Annotated in this window: 15 protein-coding genes; 1 reads left to right on the top strand and 14 read right to left on the bottom strand. The window is 62.7% G+C overall.

The genetic code is table 11. The features are described 5' to 3' along the window. Positions 1-378 precede the first annotated feature (378 nt). From dsrP to ACQRAG_RS10065, 14 genes are all read right to left on the bottom strand, one after another. Entirely contained in the window at positions 379-1,545 is a 1,167-nt protein-coding gene (dsrP, locus tag ACQRAG_RS10130; protein ID WP_006007720.1) for a sulfate reduction electron transfer complex DsrMKJOP subunit DsrP, read from the bottom strand. A 12-nt stretch (positions 1,546-1,557) separates the two neighbouring features. Continuing rightward, entirely contained in the window at positions 1,558-2,340 is a 783-nt protein-coding gene (gene dsrO / locus ACQRAG_RS10125; protein WP_006007722.1) for a sulfate reduction electron transfer complex DsrMKJOP subunit DsrO, read from the bottom strand. Continuing rightward, positions 2,340-2,723 (bottom strand): sulfate reduction electron transfer complex DsrMKJOP subunit DsrJ, encoded by a 384-nt coding sequence (gene dsrJ, locus ACQRAG_RS10120; RefSeq protein WP_006007724.1) that lies wholly within the window; start codon positions 2,721-2,723, stop codon positions 2,340-2,342. Before dsrJ ends, dsrO begins: the two co-directional genes overlap by 1 nt. A 4-nt stretch (positions 2,724-2,727) precedes the next feature. Next, on the bottom strand, positions 2,728-4,353 hold the full coding sequence (dsrK, locus tag ACQRAG_RS10115) for a sulfate reduction electron transfer complex DsrMKJOP subunit DsrK (protein ID WP_204625787.1): 1,626 nt from the start codon (positions 4,351-4,353) through the stop codon (positions 2,728-2,730). A gap of 12 nt (positions 4,354-4,365) precedes the next feature. Next, the gene (gene dsrM, locus ACQRAG_RS10110) at positions 4,366-5,388 is read right to left on the bottom strand and encodes a sulfate reduction electron transfer complex DsrMKJOP subunit DsrM (protein ID WP_168934931.1); all 1,023 of its coding nucleotides are present in this window, start codon (positions 5,386-5,388) and stop codon (positions 4,366-4,368) included. 23 nt (positions 5,389-5,411) lie between these two features. After that, positions 5,412-5,939, bottom strand: a complete 528-nt coding sequence (locus ACQRAG_RS10105) for an RsbRD N-terminal domain-containing protein (RefSeq protein ID WP_303954024.1) — start codon at positions 5,937-5,939, stop codon at positions 5,412-5,414. A gap of 87 nt (positions 5,940-6,026) precedes the next feature. Further along, positions 6,027-7,004 carry a hypothetical protein gene (locus tag ACQRAG_RS10100; RefSeq protein ID WP_303739762.1) on the bottom strand — a complete coding sequence of 326 codons (978 nt, stop codon included), beginning with the start codon at positions 7,002-7,004 and terminating at the stop codon, positions 6,027-6,029. Positions 7,005-7,472: 468 nt separating this feature from the next. Continuing rightward, positions 7,473-8,744 (bottom strand): sulfate adenylyltransferase, encoded by a 1,272-nt coding sequence (gene sat, locus ACQRAG_RS10095; protein WP_168934934.1) that lies wholly within the window; start codon positions 8,742-8,744, stop codon positions 7,473-7,475. A gap of 503 nt (positions 8,745-9,247) precedes the next feature. Then, positions 9,248-10,609 carry a cytochrome c peroxidase gene (locus ACQRAG_RS10090; RefSeq protein WP_204674312.1) on the bottom strand — a complete coding sequence of 454 codons (1,362 nt, stop codon included), beginning with the start codon at positions 10,607-10,609 and terminating at the stop codon, positions 9,248-9,250. A 392-nt stretch (positions 10,610-11,001) separates the two neighbouring features. Continuing rightward, positions 11,002-11,526, bottom strand: a complete 525-nt coding sequence (locus tag ACQRAG_RS10085) for a single-stranded DNA-binding protein (RefSeq protein WP_006007739.1) — start codon at positions 11,524-11,526, stop codon at positions 11,002-11,004. A 37-nt stretch (positions 11,527-11,563) separates the two neighbouring features. Beyond that, on the bottom strand, positions 11,564-12,349 hold the full coding sequence (locus tag ACQRAG_RS10080; protein ID WP_304037025.1) for a hypothetical protein: 786 nt from the start codon (positions 12,347-12,349) through the stop codon (positions 11,564-11,566). A 6-nt stretch (positions 12,350-12,355) separates the two neighbouring features. After that, positions 12,356-13,006, bottom strand: coding sequence for a biotin attachment protein (locus ACQRAG_RS10075; RefSeq protein ID WP_204625792.1), 651 nt, complete (start codon positions 13,004-13,006; stop codon positions 12,356-12,358). 93 nt (positions 13,007-13,099) lie between these two features. Beyond that, positions 13,100-15,343: a carboxyl transferase domain-containing protein gene (locus ACQRAG_RS10070; RefSeq protein WP_297158442.1), complete on the bottom strand. Its 2,244-nt coding sequence runs from the start codon at positions 15,341-15,343 to the stop codon at positions 13,100-13,102. A gap of 55 nt (positions 15,344-15,398) precedes the next feature. Next, on the bottom strand, positions 15,399-16,838 hold the full coding sequence (locus ACQRAG_RS10065) for a biotin carboxylase N-terminal domain-containing protein (RefSeq protein WP_006007747.1): 1,440 nt from the start codon (positions 16,836-16,838) through the stop codon (positions 15,399-15,401). A 141-nt stretch (positions 16,839-16,979) separates the two neighbouring features. On the opposite strand from ACQRAG_RS10065, the gene ACQRAG_RS10060 reads away from it, so the two are divergent. Next, the gene (locus ACQRAG_RS10060) at positions 16,980-17,810 is read left to right on the top strand and encodes a purine-nucleoside phosphorylase (protein WP_168934939.1); all 831 of its coding nucleotides are present in this window, start codon (positions 16,980-16,982) and stop codon (positions 17,808-17,810) included. The last annotated feature ends 14 nt before the right edge of the window (positions 17,811-17,824 follow it).

Raw genomic sequence — 17,824 nt, 5'->3', positions numbered from 1 at the left:
TTTCAGTATCGGCGGCAATGGGGGCAAAGTCAAGCAACAGTGCGCTCCGGGCGCGATGTCTCCCGGTGGCAAAAGGGGCTGGAAACGATGCCCTGGCCTGCGGGGAGAGCCTTGCCCGGATGCCCGTAAAAGCTGCCGGGGCGCCCCTCACGACCGCCCCCGGAACGCCTGGTGCGGGCAGGATGAGAAGGCATGAGTCCCGGCATCAGGCCGTGCGTTCAGGGGAGCGGGCAGACCCGTGAGAGGCATGGCCGCCGTCCGGCGGGGTGGCCGTGCTGTCCTTTCAGGTAAGGGGGGCGGCCTCGCTCATGCGGAGGCCCCGGGCAACAAAAAAGGCCCCGTGCGAACACGGGGCCTTTGGAGTGCGGGATCGTGAAACTAGTCGCTGAAGTGACCGGTTTCGCGCTTCACGCCCAGGGCGATCTTCCAGAGCAGGGAGAGCACCAGGGCGCCCACGGCGTACACGCCCAGGGCCACGATGATCTCACGGCCGGTGGGGGCGTATTCGGTGACGGTCTCAAACATGTTGGGAGTGAAACCACCGATGAGCAGGCCGAGGCCCTTGTCGATCCAGGAAGCGGCAACCAGCAGCACCAGAGCCAGGGGCAGCAGGGGGCCGGTACGCCACTGCGGCGGGATCAGGATGATCAGGGAAGCGGCGGCCATGACCACAGCGGCCCACATCCAGTTGGTCACCCAGGAAACGTGGCCTTCATGACCAGCGAACAGGAAGACCAGGGGATGCTGATGACCGGGGATGCCACTGTAGAACGCGGTGAAGACTTCCAGCAGGTAGAAGAACACGTTGATGCACATGGCATAGGTGATGATGGTCGTCAGGGTCTTGATGGCGTCGCGGCCGGGATCGAAGCCGGTGAGGCGGCGCACGATGAAGATCAGCAGCAGCAGGATGGCGGGACCGGAGCAGAACGCCGAGGACAGGAAGCGGGCGGCCATGATGGCGGTCAGCCAGTAATGGCGGCCGGGGATGCCGGCGTACAGGAAGGCGGTCACGGTGTGGATGGAGAAGGCCCACAGGATCGAGAGGTAGATCAGGGGCTTGATCCACTTGGGCGGTTCCACGTCATGGCGCTCGGCTTCCAGGGTGACCCAGCCGATGACGGCGTTGAGGGTCAGGTAGCCGATGAGCACGATCATGTCATAGAACATGACCGAATTGGGCGTGGGATGCAGCAGCACGTTCATCATGCGCTGGGGCTGGCCAAGGTCCACCACGATGAAGAGGGCGCACATGACCACGGCCGAGATGGCCATGAATTCACCGAAGATGATCATGCGCTTGAACTTCTTGTAGTGGTGGAAGTAGGCGGGCAGCACCAGCATGACGGCGGAGGCGGCCACACCCACAAGATAGGTGAACTGCGAGATGTAGAGGCCCCACGAGACATCGCGGCTCATGCCGGTGATGGAGAGGCCTTCCTGCAGCTGCTGCAGGTAGACCAGGCCGCAACCGGCGATGACTGCGAGCAGGAAGAGCAGCCACAGGTAGTAGGTCTTGGGACCGGTAAGCAATTTTTCAAGCATGGCCTGTTCTCCCTAGATGAGGTAGTAAACGCCGGGCTGGGTGCCCAGATTGGGCTTGCGGCGAATGCTGTAGTTGGAGGCGAGGGCCTTGCACACATCGGACTTGGGATCGTTGAGATCGCCGAAGAGGATGCGGCCGCCGGCAGCTTCCACGCAGGCGGGCATCTGGCCCACGGCCAGGCGCTCGGCGCAGAAGGTGCATTTTTCCACCACACCGATCATGCGGGTGGGGTAGGCGGGGTTCGGCACGGGATCGCTCAGGTACTTGCGGGGATCCACAAAGTTGAAGGAGCGGGCGCCGAAGGGACAGCCGGCCATGCAGAAACGGCAGCCGATGCAGCGATGGTAGTCCATGGCGATGATGCCGTCTTCCATCTGATAGGTGGCCTGGGTGGGGCACACGCGCACGCACGGCGGGTTGGTGCAGTGGTTGCACAGCAGGGGATAGCTGGCATCCTTCACACGGGAGGTCAGGTGTTCGTTCAGGTCGTCGGGGAAGGCGTGGTCGAACTTTTCGAGCCACATCCACTTGATGTCCTGATGGCCTTCCATGGTGGGCACGTTGTGGGCCTTGTGGCAGGCTTCGATGATGGGAGCGTATTCCTTGGCGTTCTTGAAGGCGCGGGTGTCGATGACCATGGCCCAGCGCTTGGCCTTCAGGGCCTTGGCGTTGGGTTCATAGGAGCCGATGCGCGCACCGGCCTGGGCAGAGCCAGCCATGGTGGCCAGGCCGCTGCTCAGGGCAAAGACCGAGAGGCCCGCCACCTTCAGAAAGGATCTTCTGCTTTTGTTCATTACTTGTTCCCCTTGGGAAGAATGTGGCAGGTCCAGCAGTAAGGATCGACGCTGTTGGACACGTGGCACTTGTCGCAGAACTCTTCGTAGTTGCTGTGGCACTTCAGGCAGGTGTTCTGCAGGCTGATGGTCCACTTTTTGCCGGTGGACGACACATAGGTGCGGTTCTCATAGCGCAGGGCCTGATCGCGCCATTCGTTGAGCAGGTACATGTGCTCGGCGCGCATGAACTCGACGGGTTCCACGCATTCCTTTTCATTCTGGGGCAGGACGATGGCAGGACGCTTGTAGTCCTTGGTACCGCCGAAGTTGGCCCAGAAGGGGGTGGAGAACAGGACCGCGAAAACGAGGATCCCGAGAATGACAGCTTTGGCGTTGTACATGTTGTTATTCCTCCTCGGCCTCGGCGGTCACATTGGGCAGGTCTTCCTGACGCAGGTCCATGGTGCGCTTGCATTCGCCCTTCATGACCAGGGCATTGGCCACCAGTTCGTGCACGCCGCTCACGGTCACGCCGGGGGCCCAGTAGTCGGCCAGGGGCGGCAGGGTGGCGCGGTCGATGGCGCAGACGCAGGCCATGTGGTTGACGCCGTACTTTTCCTGCACATAGCGCAGGGCGTTGCCACGAGGCATACCGGAACGCATGCGCAGTTCCATGATTTCTTCGGTGTTCAGACCGGAACCGGCGCCGCAGCAGAAGGTCTGCTCACGGATGGTGTTCTCGGGCATTTCCACGAAGTTGTTGCACACGGCCTTGAGCACGTAACGGGGTTCTTCCAGCAGACCCATACCGCGAGCGGGGTTACAGGAGTCGTGGAAGGTGGTGATGATATGGTCGTTACGGCTGGGGTCCAGGTTCAGCTTGTTGTGCTTGATCAGGTCGGCCGTGAACTCGGTGATGTGCACCATCTTGGTGGCAGCCGCGTTGGTGAACTTGGTGCCGGTGATGGGGGAGGTGGGCACATCCATCATGCAGGACGGGGCCGGGCCGTTGTAGGTGGCCATGTACTGGTTGATGACGCGCCACATGTGGCCGCATTCGCCACCCAGGATCCACTTGGCGCCCAGACGTTCGGCTTCGGCGTACATCTTGGCGTTGAGCTTCTTGGCCATGTTGAAGGTGGTGAAGGAACCGAAGTTGCCGCCTTCAGAGGCATAGGTGGAGAAGGTGTAGTCCAGATCCAGTTCGTGGAACAGCATCAGGTAGCCCATGAAGGTGTAGATGCCGGGGTCCGCGAACACGTCGCCGGAAGGCGTGATGAACAGAATCTCGTGGCCCTTTTCGTTGAAGGGGGTCTTGGGACGGATGCCGGTGATGGTTTCGCAGTCATCGGCCAGCATTTCCACGATTTCCACGAAGGAGTGGGGCTGGATGCCCAGGTGGTTGCCCGTGAAGGAGCAGTTTTTCACCGGGTCCATGATCCAGTGGATGCCCAGGCCCACTTCGTGCAGCAGTTCACGCACGATGGCCGTGATCTCGGCGGTGTCGATGCCGTAGGGGCAGAACAGGGAGCAGCGGCGGCATTCGGTGCACTGGTAGGCGTAGTAGAAGAGTTCCTTCACCACTTCCTTGTCCCAGCTGCGGGCGCCGGCGCGCTTGCCGAGGATCTTGCCCAGCTTGGTGTAGTCGCGGCGGTACAGGGAGCGCAGCAGCTCGGCACGCAGCACGGGCATGTTCTTGGGGTCGTTGGTGCCCAGGAAGAAGTGGCACTTGTCGGCGCAGGCGCCGCAGCGCACACAGATGTCCATGAACAGCTTGAGGGAGCGGTGCTTCTGCAGGCGTTCCTCAAAGGCGTCACAGAGGATCTGTTCCCAGTTTTCGGGCAGGTTCCAGTCTTCGGCCGCCGGATCCCAATCGTGGGGATTGGGCATGTGCAGCAGCTCCATGGTTTCCTTCTTGGCCGGATAGCAGAAGCTGCCCGGCGCAAACTGGGGCTTGATGTCCAGCCAGGGTTCCGAGGGAAACTCGGGACGGCTGGCGATGAGTTCTTGTGGCGTAGGTAATTTAGCCATGATGTCAGCTCCTTACTCGGCGGCCTTGGAAGAGGGCTGCTTTTCCAGCGGCAGGCCGGCTTCGGCCATGGCATCGCGGTAAACGTCCTCATATTCGGCATAGGTGAAGTACTGCTTGGGCGGGTTCCAGGGGTTCACGTGGCGCACTTCGCGGGTGTTGGTGGGAAGGTTGCGCGTGGGGCTGAAGAACACGCCAGGCATGTGCATGAGCTTGGAGAAGGGGAAGTACAGCAGCAGCACGCTGACAAAGGCCAGATGCATGAAGAAGAGCGGGCTGATGCCGTCGGGGGCCACGGGCGAGAAGTGCACCAGACCCATGATGAAGACCTTGACCTGGGCGATGTCGGTCTTATCGAAGTAGCGCATGCAGATACCGCTCAGAACGACGCCCAGGATGAGGAACAGGGGGAAGTAGTCGTTCATCAGGGAGATGTAACGCAGACGCTGGTTGAACAGACGACGGGCCAGCAGGAAGAGCACGGCCACCAGCAGCAGGCCGCCGGTCCAGAAGAAGCGGGGGGCGCCGATCTGCATGATGCCGTCGATGCTTTCCATGAAGGTCAGCCAGCCGGGCACCGGATCCATGAAGAAACGGAAGTGGCGGATGAAGACCAGCAGGAAGCAGTAATGGAACAGCAGGGCGAAGAACCACAACCACTTGGAGGAGTAGTAGATGGTGCGGGGGCCCTTGGTCACAGGGTCGAATTCACGCACGTCGGCCGCGGTGTTGCGGAACAGCGAACGGAAGAAGCAGACTTCCAGGAACATGCGGACGACCACACCGAACTTGGTGTTGGGGCAGTCCCACTTTTCATGTTTGATGAAGTCCAGCGACTTTTCCTGACCCCCGGTCGTGGGGATGCTGAAAGGCACGGGCGATTTGGCCCAGTAAACCATGCGCCAGATGACGCCCAGGAAGAAGGTGACTACCGCCACATAGGGCAAAACCACGCCGAACAGGTACGACAGACCAATGGCCGAACCTGCCCAGGCAATGGCCCCGATGAGCGCCACCACCAGCAATGATGCGAACATTCCCTACCTCGCTTCGAAGAGTGTTAGCTTTTGCCCGAAACCGGGCTGCCATCCACCGATTGCGCCCAGCGCACCAGCTGGGCATGCTGATTGCGTATTTCGGCGATGCGCGTTTCCGCCAGGGTCTCGCGCGCGGCCGAATACAAATCGAAGGCCAGCAGCGTGACGCTGTCCAGCCGAGATTCCGCGTCCAGATACTCCGCCAGATCTTCCTTCTCCTGGCACAGGGGAAGGATGTGTTCGCGCAGCAGGGGCTTCATGAGGAAGAAGACCCCCAGGCCCTGACTGGGCGTATACTGCTGCACGGCACGCAGCCGCACGAAGCGGTCCAGGGCGTGCTTGATCTTTTGCGGCGTCACATGTTCGCCGGCGATCACGTCGTAGATGAGGCCGGCGGCTTCCTTGGTCATATCCCCCACCGGATTGGTGAAAGGATCGTTCTTGGTGCGCAAAAAGCCAGTCGTTTGAAGGGGATAGGTCGAATAGACCGCATTGATCCACCCCTCGACGATGACAGCGCGCTGCTCACGGAAAATTTTTTGTACGTTCATGGCAGTACTTTGGCAAAAGGGTAAACGGGCATTCCTATAAAGTGCCCGGCTTTTCTCGTCAAGTTTTTCATCGTCCGGCGACGGCGGCTACGGGCAGGGCGCAGGGCCGCCGCACTGTCCGGCCACCTGGGGGTCCAGGGGCAGGACGGCGTCCGGGAACGTCTGGCCACCGGCCGGTGAAAATTCGATGACCGGCTCCTGTGCACGGGCAGGGGCCGGAGGCTGGGCCTGTTTTTTGAGCATGGCCGGCAGGCCGTGATACTCGAAAAACGGTACCGTACGGGAACCGGCATTGAAAATATGGGCCCGGTTGCGCTGCAGGCGCAGGCGCAGGCCCCACTGCCCCGGATGCAGGAACGCCCAGGGGCCCGGCTCCTCCACGTTCTGGCAGGCGGCCACGGCTTCCTTGAGGGTCTTGCCTTCTTCCAGCAGGAGCAGCATGCGCTCCACGCGGGCCACATCGGCATCGTTCTCCGCCACCGGACAGAAAGCAACGTCCACGCTGCCCGACAGGATGCCGATGCCTTCGCGGCAGGCCGAGCAGGACGGCGAGAAGAACATGCGCACCGTGGCCTGGTCGGAGTTCTCGCTGATGCTCCAGACCTCGCCCTGCATGCGCACTACCTGGCCCGCATTGACCACGAACAGCACCAGCCAGGCGCAAAGCAGGAGCGAACGTTCCTGCGGGCGTCTGTCGTCCCGGTGCAGCGCACGGCGGAAGAGCCAGTAGGTCAGGGCAAAAAAACAGGCCACTACCAGGCAGCTGACACAGGGGGAGGTCAGCGCCATGAGCAGCAGCAGAAAAATATCGCCCAGCAGGGTCAGTCCCGCCAGGAAGTGCCCCGCCGGGACAGCGCCCAGCAGCGCAAGGCAGGCCAGCACGCCAAAAGCGGCCGTGCCGATCCACCACATGGAGAGACCGCCGATGACAAGGTCCTGGTACAGAGAGCAGCCCGCAGTGACGCAAAAGGCCACTTCGTTGCCCAATGCCGTCCAGATGCAGAAGAGCATACCCAGAAGGGCGGCCGCCAGTGCGCCGCCGGAGATGCCGTAGGCCTGTTTCATGGCTCTCCTTGGTAAAGGAACTACGTCCGGCAGATGCAGACGCACACCCTGTATACTCCATAATCCCGGACAGGTAAAGGCATCTTGTCATGCCTGCCGGGAGTTGCGTTGTGTAATATGGCCATGATCTGGGCAAAGGGAAAAAATGGCTGTCTTGTTTTGGAAACAAACAGAGCTGACAAGGATATCCTTCTGCAAGGAAAAGAGGAAAAAAGAAAAATTTTTTTCCATTGCTGAGCAAGAGAGCCAAGTTGCAGTCATGACGCTTTCCTAAAAAAAGAACTGCATCATGGTGCGGGCGGCCTTCCTCGCAAGTCTTGCCTGATAAAGAACGGCCGTTGCATGAGGGAACATTGTGATTCCGTGCACGATGCCGGAAATACGAAAAGGCGGGCAGCAGGGCAAAAAAAGGGGCGCCCCCGAAGGGGCGCCCGCTATCAGGATTTCGCTGGGAAAACCCGGCGATGCTTACATGGTGGAACCGGAAGCAGCGCGCTGCATCTTGATTTCGACCTTTTCGGTCAGGCCGGAGTAGTATTCGCGCAGGATGGCGAGCACTTCTTCACGACCGAAATGATCCGGCACTTCAGCGCCTTCGGACAGCATCTTACGCAGCTTGGTTCCGGACAGGATGACGCGGTCTTCCTTGCTGTGGGGGCAGGTACGCATGGAGGCCATGCCGTCGCACTTCTTGCAGTAGAAGGTCCAGTCGATCTTCATGGGTTCGCAGAGCAGGCGCTTGCCTTCTTCGGCGGGAGTGGGGATCTTGTCGAAGATTTCCTGGGCTTCGAACATACCGTAGAAGTCGCCCACACCGGCGTGGTCGCGGCCCACCAGCTGACGGTTGATACCGTAGTTCTGGCGGAAGGTGGCGTGCAGCAGGGCTTCACGAGGACCAGCGTAACGCATGTCCAGAGGATAGCCGGCCTGGATCACATGCTCGGGCACGAAGTACTTCTGCACCAGGGTGTCGATGCATTTCACGCGGACTTCGGCCGGGATGTCACCGGGTTTCAGGGCGCCCACCAGGGAGTGGATCACAACGCCGTCGCACACTTCCACGCCCAGCTTGGCCAGGTATTCGTGAGAGCGGTGCATGGGGTTACGCAGCTGCAGGGCGGCCACGTTCTTCCAGCCGCGTTCGTCCATCTTGGCACGCAGCTGAGCGGGGGTCATGTACACGCCGGGGAACTTTTCGGGGAATTCGCCCTGAGACAGGACTTTCACGGGGCCGCCGATGTTGTATTCTTTCTGGCCCAGGACCATCTTCACGCCGGGATGGTCATTGGGGGCCACTTCCCAGAACTTTTCGGAGTCAGGACCGCAGCCCTTGAACACCAGTTCGCATTCCCACTTCTTGTCGGCTTCGGTCATTTCGTAGATGTCTTCCACCTTCATGGTGGCCATCACCTGACCCTTGCGGACCAGGGCGACTTCTTCGCCGACCTTCAGGGCCTTGGCGTCGTCAGCGGACACGTCCAGGGTCACCGGCACGGGCCAGAAGGTACCGTCGGACAGCAGCATCTTTTCGCACACGCTCTTCCAGTCGGCCTTGTTCATGAAGCCGTTCAGGGGAGAGAAGCCGCCGATGCCCATCATGATCAGGTCGCCCTTGGCGCGAGAGGAGATCTCAATCTGCTTCAGGCCGGCAGCCTTTTTCAGTTCTTCTTCCAACGCCGCGCCTTCCAGAAGACAACACACCAGGCCCTTGCCGCCATGAGGGGGTACCAGTTTGGACATTGAGAAATCCTCCATTTGATTTGTTGCTATACCGTTGCGCAAGTGGCGCATCCGTAACGTCTCTTTGTGAGTTGCATCTTGTGAATAATCTAACAAAAAGTCAACCACCTTTCCGAATTTTTCACGGAAACGACACGAAAAAGACGTAGCGGAAAACGGCTATCACATTGATTTACAACACAAAGAGTGCGAGAAAAATTTTATTGTGAAAATTGACGCCCACTCGGGCCCCATACCGTCCCGGCTGGAAGATCCCGGCACGCTCATGGCCGGGGCTCCTGCCGGAGTTTGGGAGGAACATAGCATGGCCGCCAAAGCATGAAAAGGGGGCCTGCGGGCCTGCTGCTGTATCCTTTTTCCAGCCCTGCGGAAAACAAGGACAAATTCTTGCTGCCTCGTGCGCTCGCACACGGGGCGGGCGCCGTCCCGCCCCGCCGGACGCAAAAAAGGCCCGGCACCACAAGGTGCCGGGCCGGGGATGCTGCGGGTCGTATCCGGTCAGGTTAGCGGGCCACGGCCTCGCCCTGCACGGGACGGCCTTCATGCTGGCCGGTCAGGGTGCGCAGGAAGCCCACGATGAGGGCTCGGTCCTTCTGGGGCACGTCCAGGCCGGAGCAGTAGATGCCCATGATGCGCACGGCTTCGTCCAGAGTGGTCACGGTGCCGTCGTGCAGATAGGGATGGGTCAGCTCCACGTTGCGCAGGTTGGGCACCTTGAAGCGGTGCATGTCCTCTTCCTTGCCGCTGGCGTTGAAGCGGCCCTTGTCGGAACCCAGGGGCTTGCCGCCGCGGTCGGCGAAGTAGTCCTTCTTGAGGTCCAGATATTCGTAGGACTGGCCGCCCATGCTCTTGCCCACGTGGCAGGAGGCGCAGCGGTAGGCCTTGAAGCGCTCGTAGCCTTCCACTTCGGCGGCGGTCAGGGCGCTCTTGTCGCCGCGCAGCCAGCGGTCGAAGCGGCTGTCGGGCGAGATGAGGGTCTTTTCGTATTCGGCGATGGCGTTCGTGATGTTCTTGCCGGACCAGCCGTCAGGATAGACGGCGCGGAACTTGGCGGTCAGTTCGGCATCGGCGGCCAGACGGGCCACGATCTCGTCCCAGTCCTTGCTGCCCATCTCGATGGGGTTCAGCGGCGGGCCACCGGCCTGTTCCTGCAGGTCGGCAGCGCGGCCGTCCCAGAACTGCACGAAGTTGAACACGGCATTGAAGGTGGTGGGGGCGTTCACATCGCCCAGCTGCTTGCGGATGCCTTCGGAGAAGCGGGCGTTGTCCGTGCCGGCCTTGTCCATGGCATGGCAGGTGGCGCAGGCCACGGTGCTGTCGGCGGAGAGGCGGGCATCGTTGAACAGGGTCTTGCCCAGGGCCACCTTGGCCTCGTCCACGGGCAGACGGTGGGGGATGGGCTGGATGGGCTCGTTGGCATGCTCGGGAGCGGCGTCCGTGGCGTAGTGGGCCTTGCGGGTCTGGGCCACCCAGGTCAGGATGTCCTTCTTGTCCTGGTCGGACAGGCGGCTGCCCCAGTGCACCACGGCGAACTTGGCGGGCGGCATGGTGTCATTGAGGATGACCCATTCCATCTTGGCCAGCACGGTCTCGCCCACGGGGCGATCCTTGCGCTGCACCAGCTCCTGGTTGAGATCCATGGCGCGGATGCCGTCCCTGTAGTCTTTTTCGATGATGGCGCTGATGCCGGGGACCTTGGCATAGAACGGCAGGTCATAGCCGCGGGAGTGACAGGCCATGCACTTGTCCTGCACGATGCCAGAGACACTGGCGAACTTGTGCTTCACATCGTCCAGCCCCTGCGCCATGGCAGGGGTACAGGCCAGCAGCACGAGGGCCGCGGAAGCCAGCAGTTTTTCCTTCATATCGTCCTCCTTGGGGGGCGATGCCGGGTCGGCATCACGGGTTTTGCCGGTGGCAGCAGGAGCTTTTTTTCACAAGTATTGCCGAAAGTCAACAGGAATTTTTACTATTAGCAGGATAAGTTGTTATTTTATGTATATTTTTTATGAAGGATTTTTGACTGTTCGTGCTGATGGATAATTATTCCAATTAGATAACTAATATTTTGTCATGGCCGTCTGCCCCGTCTGCCCCGCCTGTCCCGCGTCCTCCGGAAAGGCCGCCTGCAGGGGAGCCCGGCAAAAAAAAGGGGGGAACAGGGGCTGTTCGGGCCTGGCGGTCGCCGGACACAAAAAAAGCAGGGCGCTCCCCGTGAGGAACGCCCTGCCATATGCTCCAGATGCGGCATCCGTGCCTAGAAGGGCACTTCGTCCATGTTGGAAGCTTCGGAGGGGAAGGCGGGACCCAGATCGTCGTCGCGCTGCTGGGGCGCGGGACGGCGCGGGGCCTGGCGCTGGCCGCCGCCCATGTTGCCGCCGCGGGGAGCGCGGGGAGCGGGCGCAGGCGCACCATAGTCGTCTTCATAGCCGCCCATGTCGGCACGGGGGCCATCGCTGCGGCGATCCAGGAACTGGACGCGCTGGGCCTTGATCTCGGTGGTGTAACGGTCCTGGCCGTTCTGGTCCTGCCACTTGCGGGTCTGCAGGCTGCCTTCCACGTAGACGAGGCTGCCCTTGGTCAGGAAGTTGGCGCAGTTCTCGGCCTGGCGCTGGAACACGGACACACGGTGCCATTCGGTACGTTCCACCTTGTTGCCGTCACGGTCCATGTAGGATTCGTCGGTGGCCACATTGAGGGTGGCCACAGGGGAACCGCTCTGGGTGTAGCGCAGTTCGGGGTCGCGGCCGAGGCGACCGATGATCATGACTTTGTTCAGCATAGATTCTGTTCCTCGAACGGTTGTTCGTTGTACCGTCTCAGCGCAGGCCGAAAAGGCGCCGGAAGAAGGACGGTTTTTTGCGTTTGGGGCCGGAGCCTGCGGCAAGCAGGCTGTCTTCCATTTCGGTCAGAGCGTCTTCCAGGGCCTCGCTGGCGCGATGGGCGGCCCGGGGATCATTGGCACGCAGGGCCGCATCCAGGCTGCTGCGCTGCGTAAGGGCATCGGCCAGAGCCTGTTTGAAGGGGGCCTGCTGCTCGGGCCAGCGGTCCTCGGCCATGCCCCGTTCCAGACGGTCCAGCAGGTCGCGGACTCCGGCGCCGCCCACACCGGCATGGCCGAACGCCAGGAGACTGAGCCCGGGCCAGCTTTTTTCCAGCAGGCCGGAGTTCCAGGTGACGTCCACGGTGGCGATGCGGGCCACGGGCGTGGTCAGCGGGGGCCGGATGGCGGACTGCGTGAGTGTGGCCTCCAGCGTGTCCAGCAGGGCGGCCAGGGCCTGGAGGCCAGCGGCGGCCTCTTCGGCCTGCCAGCTGCCCAGAGCGTCCTCGCAGTGGCGCGTCAGGTCGCACAGGGGGCGCAGACTGTCCAGCGTCAGGGGCGCCAGGTCGTCCACGTTGCGCATGGTCAGGCGGCTCAGGCATTGCGCCAGTTCCAGCAGGCAGGGCTCGGCCTGTGCTTCGGGCACGGCCAGCCAGGCCGCCACGTCCTCACCATAGGGACCGGCAGCCTTGCGGGCCAGGGCCAGCAGGGCGGGCCAGCGACGGGCCGTGAGCCCCTGGGGGCTGTCGGCGGCTTTCTGGCGGATCTGCAGTGCCTTGCCCATGACGGTCTAGCCCTTTTCCGTCCACTCGGTCTGGACGCGCATGATGACGTCCTGGATGACGGGCAGCTGGTCTTCGGGGCAGACGCCGATGAGGGGGGCGTCCGCATCCATGTTCTCGTTGTAGCTGAAGTAGACGGCGTAGATGACGCCCGTGGGGCCGCTGTAGTGCAGGGGCACCTCACGCTTCATGCGCGACATGATGAGCAGCTCCATGCCGTCGCGCACCACCACGGAGTGGGCGTCCGCGGCGCGGATCTTCTTGTCCACCTCGGGGGTGAAGTAATACTTGGCCCGCTCGGGCGCGCGGAACAGGTACAGGGCCTTCTTGAGGATCTGGTGTTCCACTTCGCTGCGGGTGAGCATGTGGCGGATGACCATCAGGGGCGTGCCGGCCTCCACGAACATGCCTTCGAGCTGGCTGTGGATCTTGCTGATGATGCCCTTTTCAGGCGAGCATATGGGTTTGGGGTTGCGTTCGCGTTCCAGGGTGGCCAGGCGGGTGCCGGGCTTTTCCTTCCACTGGCCCTGGGGGCCGAGGACCTCGTCGCCTTCCTTGATGTCGGCGAAAGTCACCACGCCGGTGTGGGGCGTACGGATGACGATCTCGCGGTAGGGGGAGGCTTTTATCTCATCCAGCAATGCGGAAATGTTGATCATGTGGTTTTCCCGCTTTTTCGTTTGTCTTGGGTGGGGCCGCACCGTCAAGGGCGGCGAAAGGCGGGGCGGAAAGTCCGCCCCGCCGTCTGCTTGCTAACGGTAGTACAGGTTGCGGCCGCCCATGGTGAGCAGCGCCTGCTTGAGGTTGGCACGGATCTGGCGGCGGTCCCAGATGCCCTGGATATGGCCGCGGGACAGGGCCCGGTAGGAGCGGTGATACTTGGGCGGGATGTCCATGCCCGTGGTCTCCTTGATGACGCCGGGGCCGGCAAAGCCGATGTTGGAGGAGCGCACCGCGAACTGGTAGGGAGCGCAACCCAGGAAGCTGGCCACGGGACCGGCGAAGGAGTTGGTATCGTACAGCACCAGGTACAGGCCGCCGGACTCGATGTAGCGGCGCACGGCCACGGTGCAGCGGGGCATCTGGATGACGCCGTGGGTGCCTTCCTGGATGCGGATGCCGGCGGTGCCGTGCACATAGGCCAGGAAGGGATAGCGCTTCTTGGCGGCGCGGGCGGCGGCCTCCACGAACTTGTAGCCTTCGGCCGCGCCGAAGGAACCGCCGCGGAAGGTGCCCATGAGCATGGCCACCACCAGCTTGGTGCCGTCGATGCGGGCCTCGAAGGTCATGCAGCCGCTGCGGCAGCCGGTCTTTTCCTGGGCGGCCTTGATGCGTTCCTCGAAGTTGGGGAAGTTCAGCGGGTTGCCGGCTTCGATCTCGCGGTTGAACTCAAAGACCGAGCCCTTGTCGAAGACGTTCTGCACGTACCATTCGGGCTCCATGGGGAAGTGGTAGCCGCAATGGCTGCACACGCCCGCGAACTCGGCGAACAGATCGGGGCCCCAGAGGTCGAGGCAGCCGTACGAGGCGCTGTTGGGGCAGGTGATGGTACGGTCGACCTTGTAGCGCGGCGACAGGTAGTTCCACTTGCTCACGCGGTTGTCGTCCACCCAGTTGGAAAGGGTGGTCAGTTCCTTGGCCGTGGCCTTCTTTTCCGCCGGGCTGGCGATGCGCTTCCAGGGGCTGAAGAGGCGGCCCTTGAACACATCCCATTCGCTGCTCAGCTCTTCCATGATGTTGTGCAGCTTGCGCTGGTGACGGCGCACGAAGTCGTACTTGAAGTGCATCCAGGGCTTGGTCACCCAGTCGCGCAGGGCGGCGGCGTTCTTGGCCAGGAAGGGACGGTTGTCGATGGCGGCCGCGCGGGAGAGGCGCAGGAACTTCTGCTGGCGGCGTTCGCGCATGCGGTTCTTGGCCGCGCCGGACATGCCCCAGCGCACGTACATCTCGTCCAGGTTGGCTTCGGGGTTGCGCAGGCGCGCCAGGGCCAGGCCGCGGATCATGGGCGGCTTGGTGTTGGTGATGACCACCTCGTCGGTGGCGCGCAGCACTTCCTGCCGCAGGGAGCGGAAGAAGTCGAAGTGGTGCGGGCGGGCGCCCAGGGCGGGTTCCTGCACCACGCTGTCGATGTAGCCGAAGGAGAGGTTGTCCTGCGCGGTGATGTGCAGGTTCTGGGCGCAATGCTCGATGAGCTCGGGCGCGGCGCGCTGGCCGGCCTTGAGGCGGCCTTCGATGGCGGCCCCGCCTTCGGGCGAGATGACCGAGTAGTAGCCGTGGGAGAGCATGAGGCGCTTGTCGGCCAGGCCGATGGCCTCGGCGCCGCCGGAACCGCCCTCGGAGATGATGGAGATGACGGGCACGCGCAGACCGGCCATGGTGTAGATGTTGCGGGCGATCTGCTGGGCCGCGCCGGGGTAGTCCTCGATGGGGTAGGAACCGGGCGTGAAGATGTAGCAGTGGATGGGGATGCCTTCGGTCTCGGCCACGCGCATGTACTGCAGGGCCTTGGCATTGCCCCAGGGCTTCACGGAGCCGCCGTTGCGGAACTCGGCGCCGTGGCCCTTTTCCTGGCCGATGACCATGACGGACTGGGTGTGCATCTTCTTGCCGCGGCGGCGGGTGATGACCGCACGGGCGATGAGCATGCTGGGGTCGAGGCTGTGCTCGTCCTGGCCGCCCACTTCGGTGAAGTTGTCGTAGACGTTCTCCAGGATGTCACGCAGGCAGATGCGCTGGGGATGGCGCACGATGCGCACGCGGTCCATGGGCGTGATGAGCTTTTCCAGGCGTTTTTCCACAAAGACGAAAAGGTCTTCCAGGGAAACGATCTCGGTATGGGGATCCTCGACCTCGCCGTTGCGCACACGATTGGTGAACTCGGTCAGCTTCTCGTCCAGCAGGCGGATGCTGTCCTCGTGCTTGCCGGCGAAGATGTCGCGCGTATACGAGAGCCTGTCGTTCAGGCTTTGGATGCGTTTTTCGATAGTGTTGTCCATAATCTCTTGCGCCGTTTGACGTTGATGGAAGGGGACCGCCGGGGCGGCCCGTCAGCTAGAAGCGCAGGGTGCGGGCGGTGTTGGCCCGCAGGAAGTCCACGTTGGACTTGAGCGCTTCACCGGCGTTGTTCCGGCCTTCCAGGTGCAGGTTGTCCAGGAAGGAGACGCCGCGTTCCCGGGCCTCGGCCAGATCCTTGCCCCAGATGATGGCCAGGGCCAGGTTGGGGTCGAATTCGGTGGGGATCTCGTAAGGCGTGTCGGTGGGCACGTGGGTCAGCATGGTGAGCCAGGGCTCTTCCTTCCAGGCAAAGCGCTCGATGCGGCCCACCCAGGGGGTGAAGCCGTGCTCGGGGTCTTCGGCGATGAGGCGGTATTCGATGCCCACGCCGTCGAAGGTCACGTCGTCCTGGGTGTAGCCCAGGGGCTCGCCCAGACCGATGCGGATCTGTTCGGCGATGAGGTCCACGGGGCCTTCGTGGTTGCGGATGCTGGAGATGCGGGCCGAGACGCCGTTCTCCACCTGGATGCGGGTGTTCACTTCCATGAGGAAGGGCTCGCCCTGGCGGGTGACGATCCATTCCCAGGTGCCCACGTTGTCATAGCCCACCTTGCGGGCCATGGTCAGGGAGTAGTGGACGATGTCCTGCAGCACCTTGGCGGCATCGAAGCTGTAGTCCATCTGGGCGGGCACGAAGCCGGGGGCCACTTCCACGCGCTTCTGCAGGCCGGTGGACTGGATGGAGCAGTTGCGGGTGCCGAAGTGCACGGGGTTCTTGCCGCTGCGGTCGGACACGATCTGGACTTCCAGGTGGTTGAAGTCCGTGATGCGCTGTTCGATGAGCACGCCCTCGTCCTTGAACTGGCGCAGGGCGTAGTTGCGGATGCGGCGGTACACGGAGCGGAAGTTGTCGATGTCGTACACTTCCTCGATGCCCATGCCGCCACCGCCGGCCGAAGCCTTGACCAGCACCAGCGGGCGCTTGATACCCTGCTGCACCTGGAACTCGAACACGCTGCGGGCGATGCGCTCGGCTTCCATCTCGTCATAGATGGGGCGGTCGGAACCGGGAACGGTGGGCACGTCCAGGCTGCGGGCCAGACGTTTGGTGTTGATCTTGTCGCCCAGCTCGCGGATGATCTTCCACGAGGGGCCGATGAAGATCATCTTGCGGTCGCGCTTGGTCACGCGACGGGCAAAGCGGAAGTCCTCGGCGAAGAAGCCGTAACCGGGATGCACGGCCGTGCAGCCGGCCTGGTCGGCCACGGACATCAGTTCGTTGGCGTCATGATAGGAAGAAACACGGAACAGGCTGCGTTCGCCGCCGTTCTCGCGGGCGTAGCGCACATGGCCCGAAGCGGCGTCTTCGGCGGTAAAGATGGCGGTAAAGGCCACACCCAGCTTGCGGCAGGCCCGCATGATGCGTATGGCGATCTCGCCGCGGTTGGCGACGAGAACCTTGTGTTGTTGCAAAGAGTCTTTCTGGCTGGTCTCCAAGGCGGTCTCCTGAGGGCGGTGCTGTGCCGCTCTTGTGGAATGGGCGTCAGCACGCTATAAAGCGGTTCGCTTTTGCGACTGAAAAACAAGAGCTACTACAGCATATCGGCTTGGTCTTCAATATCTGAGGGGGTCAATTCTATGCAAAACTGGGAAGAAGTCCAGCTTGCGGTGGCGGCGCTGCGCCAGCGTCTGGGGGCCGCGCTGCCCTCCCGGCCCGATGCGGCCATCATCCTGGGCACCGGTCTTTCGGGGCTCGTGGAACGCATGGAGGACACGGTCAGCGTGCCCTATGCCGACCTGCCGGGCTTCCCGGTGTCCACGGTGGCCTCCCATGCCGGGGCCTTCGTGCTGGGACGTCTGGGCGGCCGCACTGTGCTGGTGCAGCAGGGCCGCTGCCATCTGTACGAAGGCTTCGGGCCGGACAAGGTCTGCATGGGCGTGCGCGTCATGGCCGGGCTGGGCGCGGACACGCTTATCCTTACCAATGCGGCGGGCGCCCTGGACCCGCAGTTCGATGCGGGCGGGCTCATGTGCATCAGCGACCAGATCAACTTCACCGGCGTCTCTCCCCTGAGCGGGCCCAACCATGAGGCCTGGGGCGAGCGCTTCCCCGACATGAGCGCCATCTACGACGCCGGCCTGCGCGACCTGGCCTGCCGGTGCGCGCTCGAGCTGGGCATCCGGCTGGAGCGCGGCGTCTACATCGGCGTGCGCGGCCCGCAGATGGAGAGCCCCGCCGAGACCCGCATGTTCCGCCAGTGGGGCGCCGATGCCGTGGGCATGAGCTCCGTGCTGGAGGTCATCGCCGCCCGCCATATGGGCCTGCGCGTGCTGGGCATCTCCTGCCTCACCAACAAGAACCTGCCCGACTGCATGCGGCCCGCGCCGCTGGAAGAAGTCATCGCCGTGGCCGGCCGGGCCGGGAAGGACCTGGGCCGCCTTGTGGAAGCGGTGGTGACAAAGTTGTAAAAATCGCGTAAACC

Origin of the sequence: Desulfovibrio sp. SGI.230 (assembly GCF_050313065.1) — a bacterium.
Lineage (GTDB): Bacteria > Desulfobacterota > Desulfovibrionia > Desulfovibrionales > Desulfovibrionaceae > Desulfovibrio.
This window is presented reverse-complemented; position numbering and strand designations above follow the sequence as displayed.

What these genes read in the sequence shown, in the direction of transcription:
- dsrP (WP_006007720.1), bottom strand. Translation starts at nt 1,545, where the DNA reads ATGCTTGAAAAATTGCTTACCGGTCCCAAGACCTACTACCTGTGGCTG.
- dsrO (WP_006007722.1), bottom strand. Translation starts at nt 2,340, where the DNA reads ATGAACAAAAGCAGAAGATCCTTTCTGAAGGTGGCGGGCCTCTCGGTC.
- dsrJ (WP_006007724.1), bottom strand. Translation starts at nt 2,723, where the DNA reads ATGTACAACGCCAAAGCTGTCATTCTCGGGATCCTCGTTTTCGCGGTC.
- dsrK (WP_204625787.1), bottom strand. Translation starts at nt 4,353, where the DNA reads ATGGCTAAATTACCTACGCCACAAGAACTCATCGCCAGCCGTCCCGAG.
- dsrM (WP_168934931.1), bottom strand. Translation starts at nt 5,388, where the DNA reads ATGTTCGCATCATTGCTGGTGGTGGCGCTCATCGGGGCCATTGCCTGG.
- ACQRAG_RS10105 (WP_303954024.1), bottom strand. Translation starts at nt 5,939, where the DNA reads ATGAACGTACAAAAAATTTTCCGTGAGCAGCGCGCTGTCATCGTCGAG.
- ACQRAG_RS10100 (WP_303739762.1), bottom strand. Translation starts at nt 7,004, where the DNA reads ATGAAACAGGCCTACGGCATCTCCGGCGGCGCACTGGCGGCCGCCCTT.
- sat (WP_168934934.1), bottom strand. Translation starts at nt 8,744, where the DNA reads ATGTCCAAACTGGTACCCCCTCATGGCGGCAAGGGCCTGGTGTGTTGT.
- ACQRAG_RS10090 (WP_204674312.1), bottom strand. Translation starts at nt 10,609, where the DNA reads ATGAAGGAAAAACTGCTGGCTTCCGCGGCCCTCGTGCTGCTGGCCTGT.
- ACQRAG_RS10085 (WP_006007739.1), bottom strand. Translation starts at nt 11,526, where the DNA reads ATGCTGAACAAAGTCATGATCATCGGTCGCCTCGGCCGCGACCCCGAA.
- ACQRAG_RS10080 (WP_304037025.1), bottom strand. Translation starts at nt 12,349, where the DNA reads ATGGGCAAGGCACTGCAGATCCGCCAGAAAGCCGCCGACAGCCCCCAG.
- ACQRAG_RS10075 (WP_204625792.1), bottom strand. Translation starts at nt 13,006, where the DNA reads ATGATCAACATTTCCGCATTGCTGGATGAGATAAAAGCCTCCCCCTAC.
- ACQRAG_RS10070 (WP_297158442.1), bottom strand. Translation starts at nt 15,343, where the DNA reads ATGGACAACACTATCGAAAAACGCATCCAAAGCCTGAACGACAGGCTC.
- ACQRAG_RS10060 (WP_168934939.1), top strand. Translation starts at nt 16,980, where the DNA reads ATGCAAAACTGGGAAGAAGTCCAGCTTGCGGTGGCGGCGCTGCGCCAG.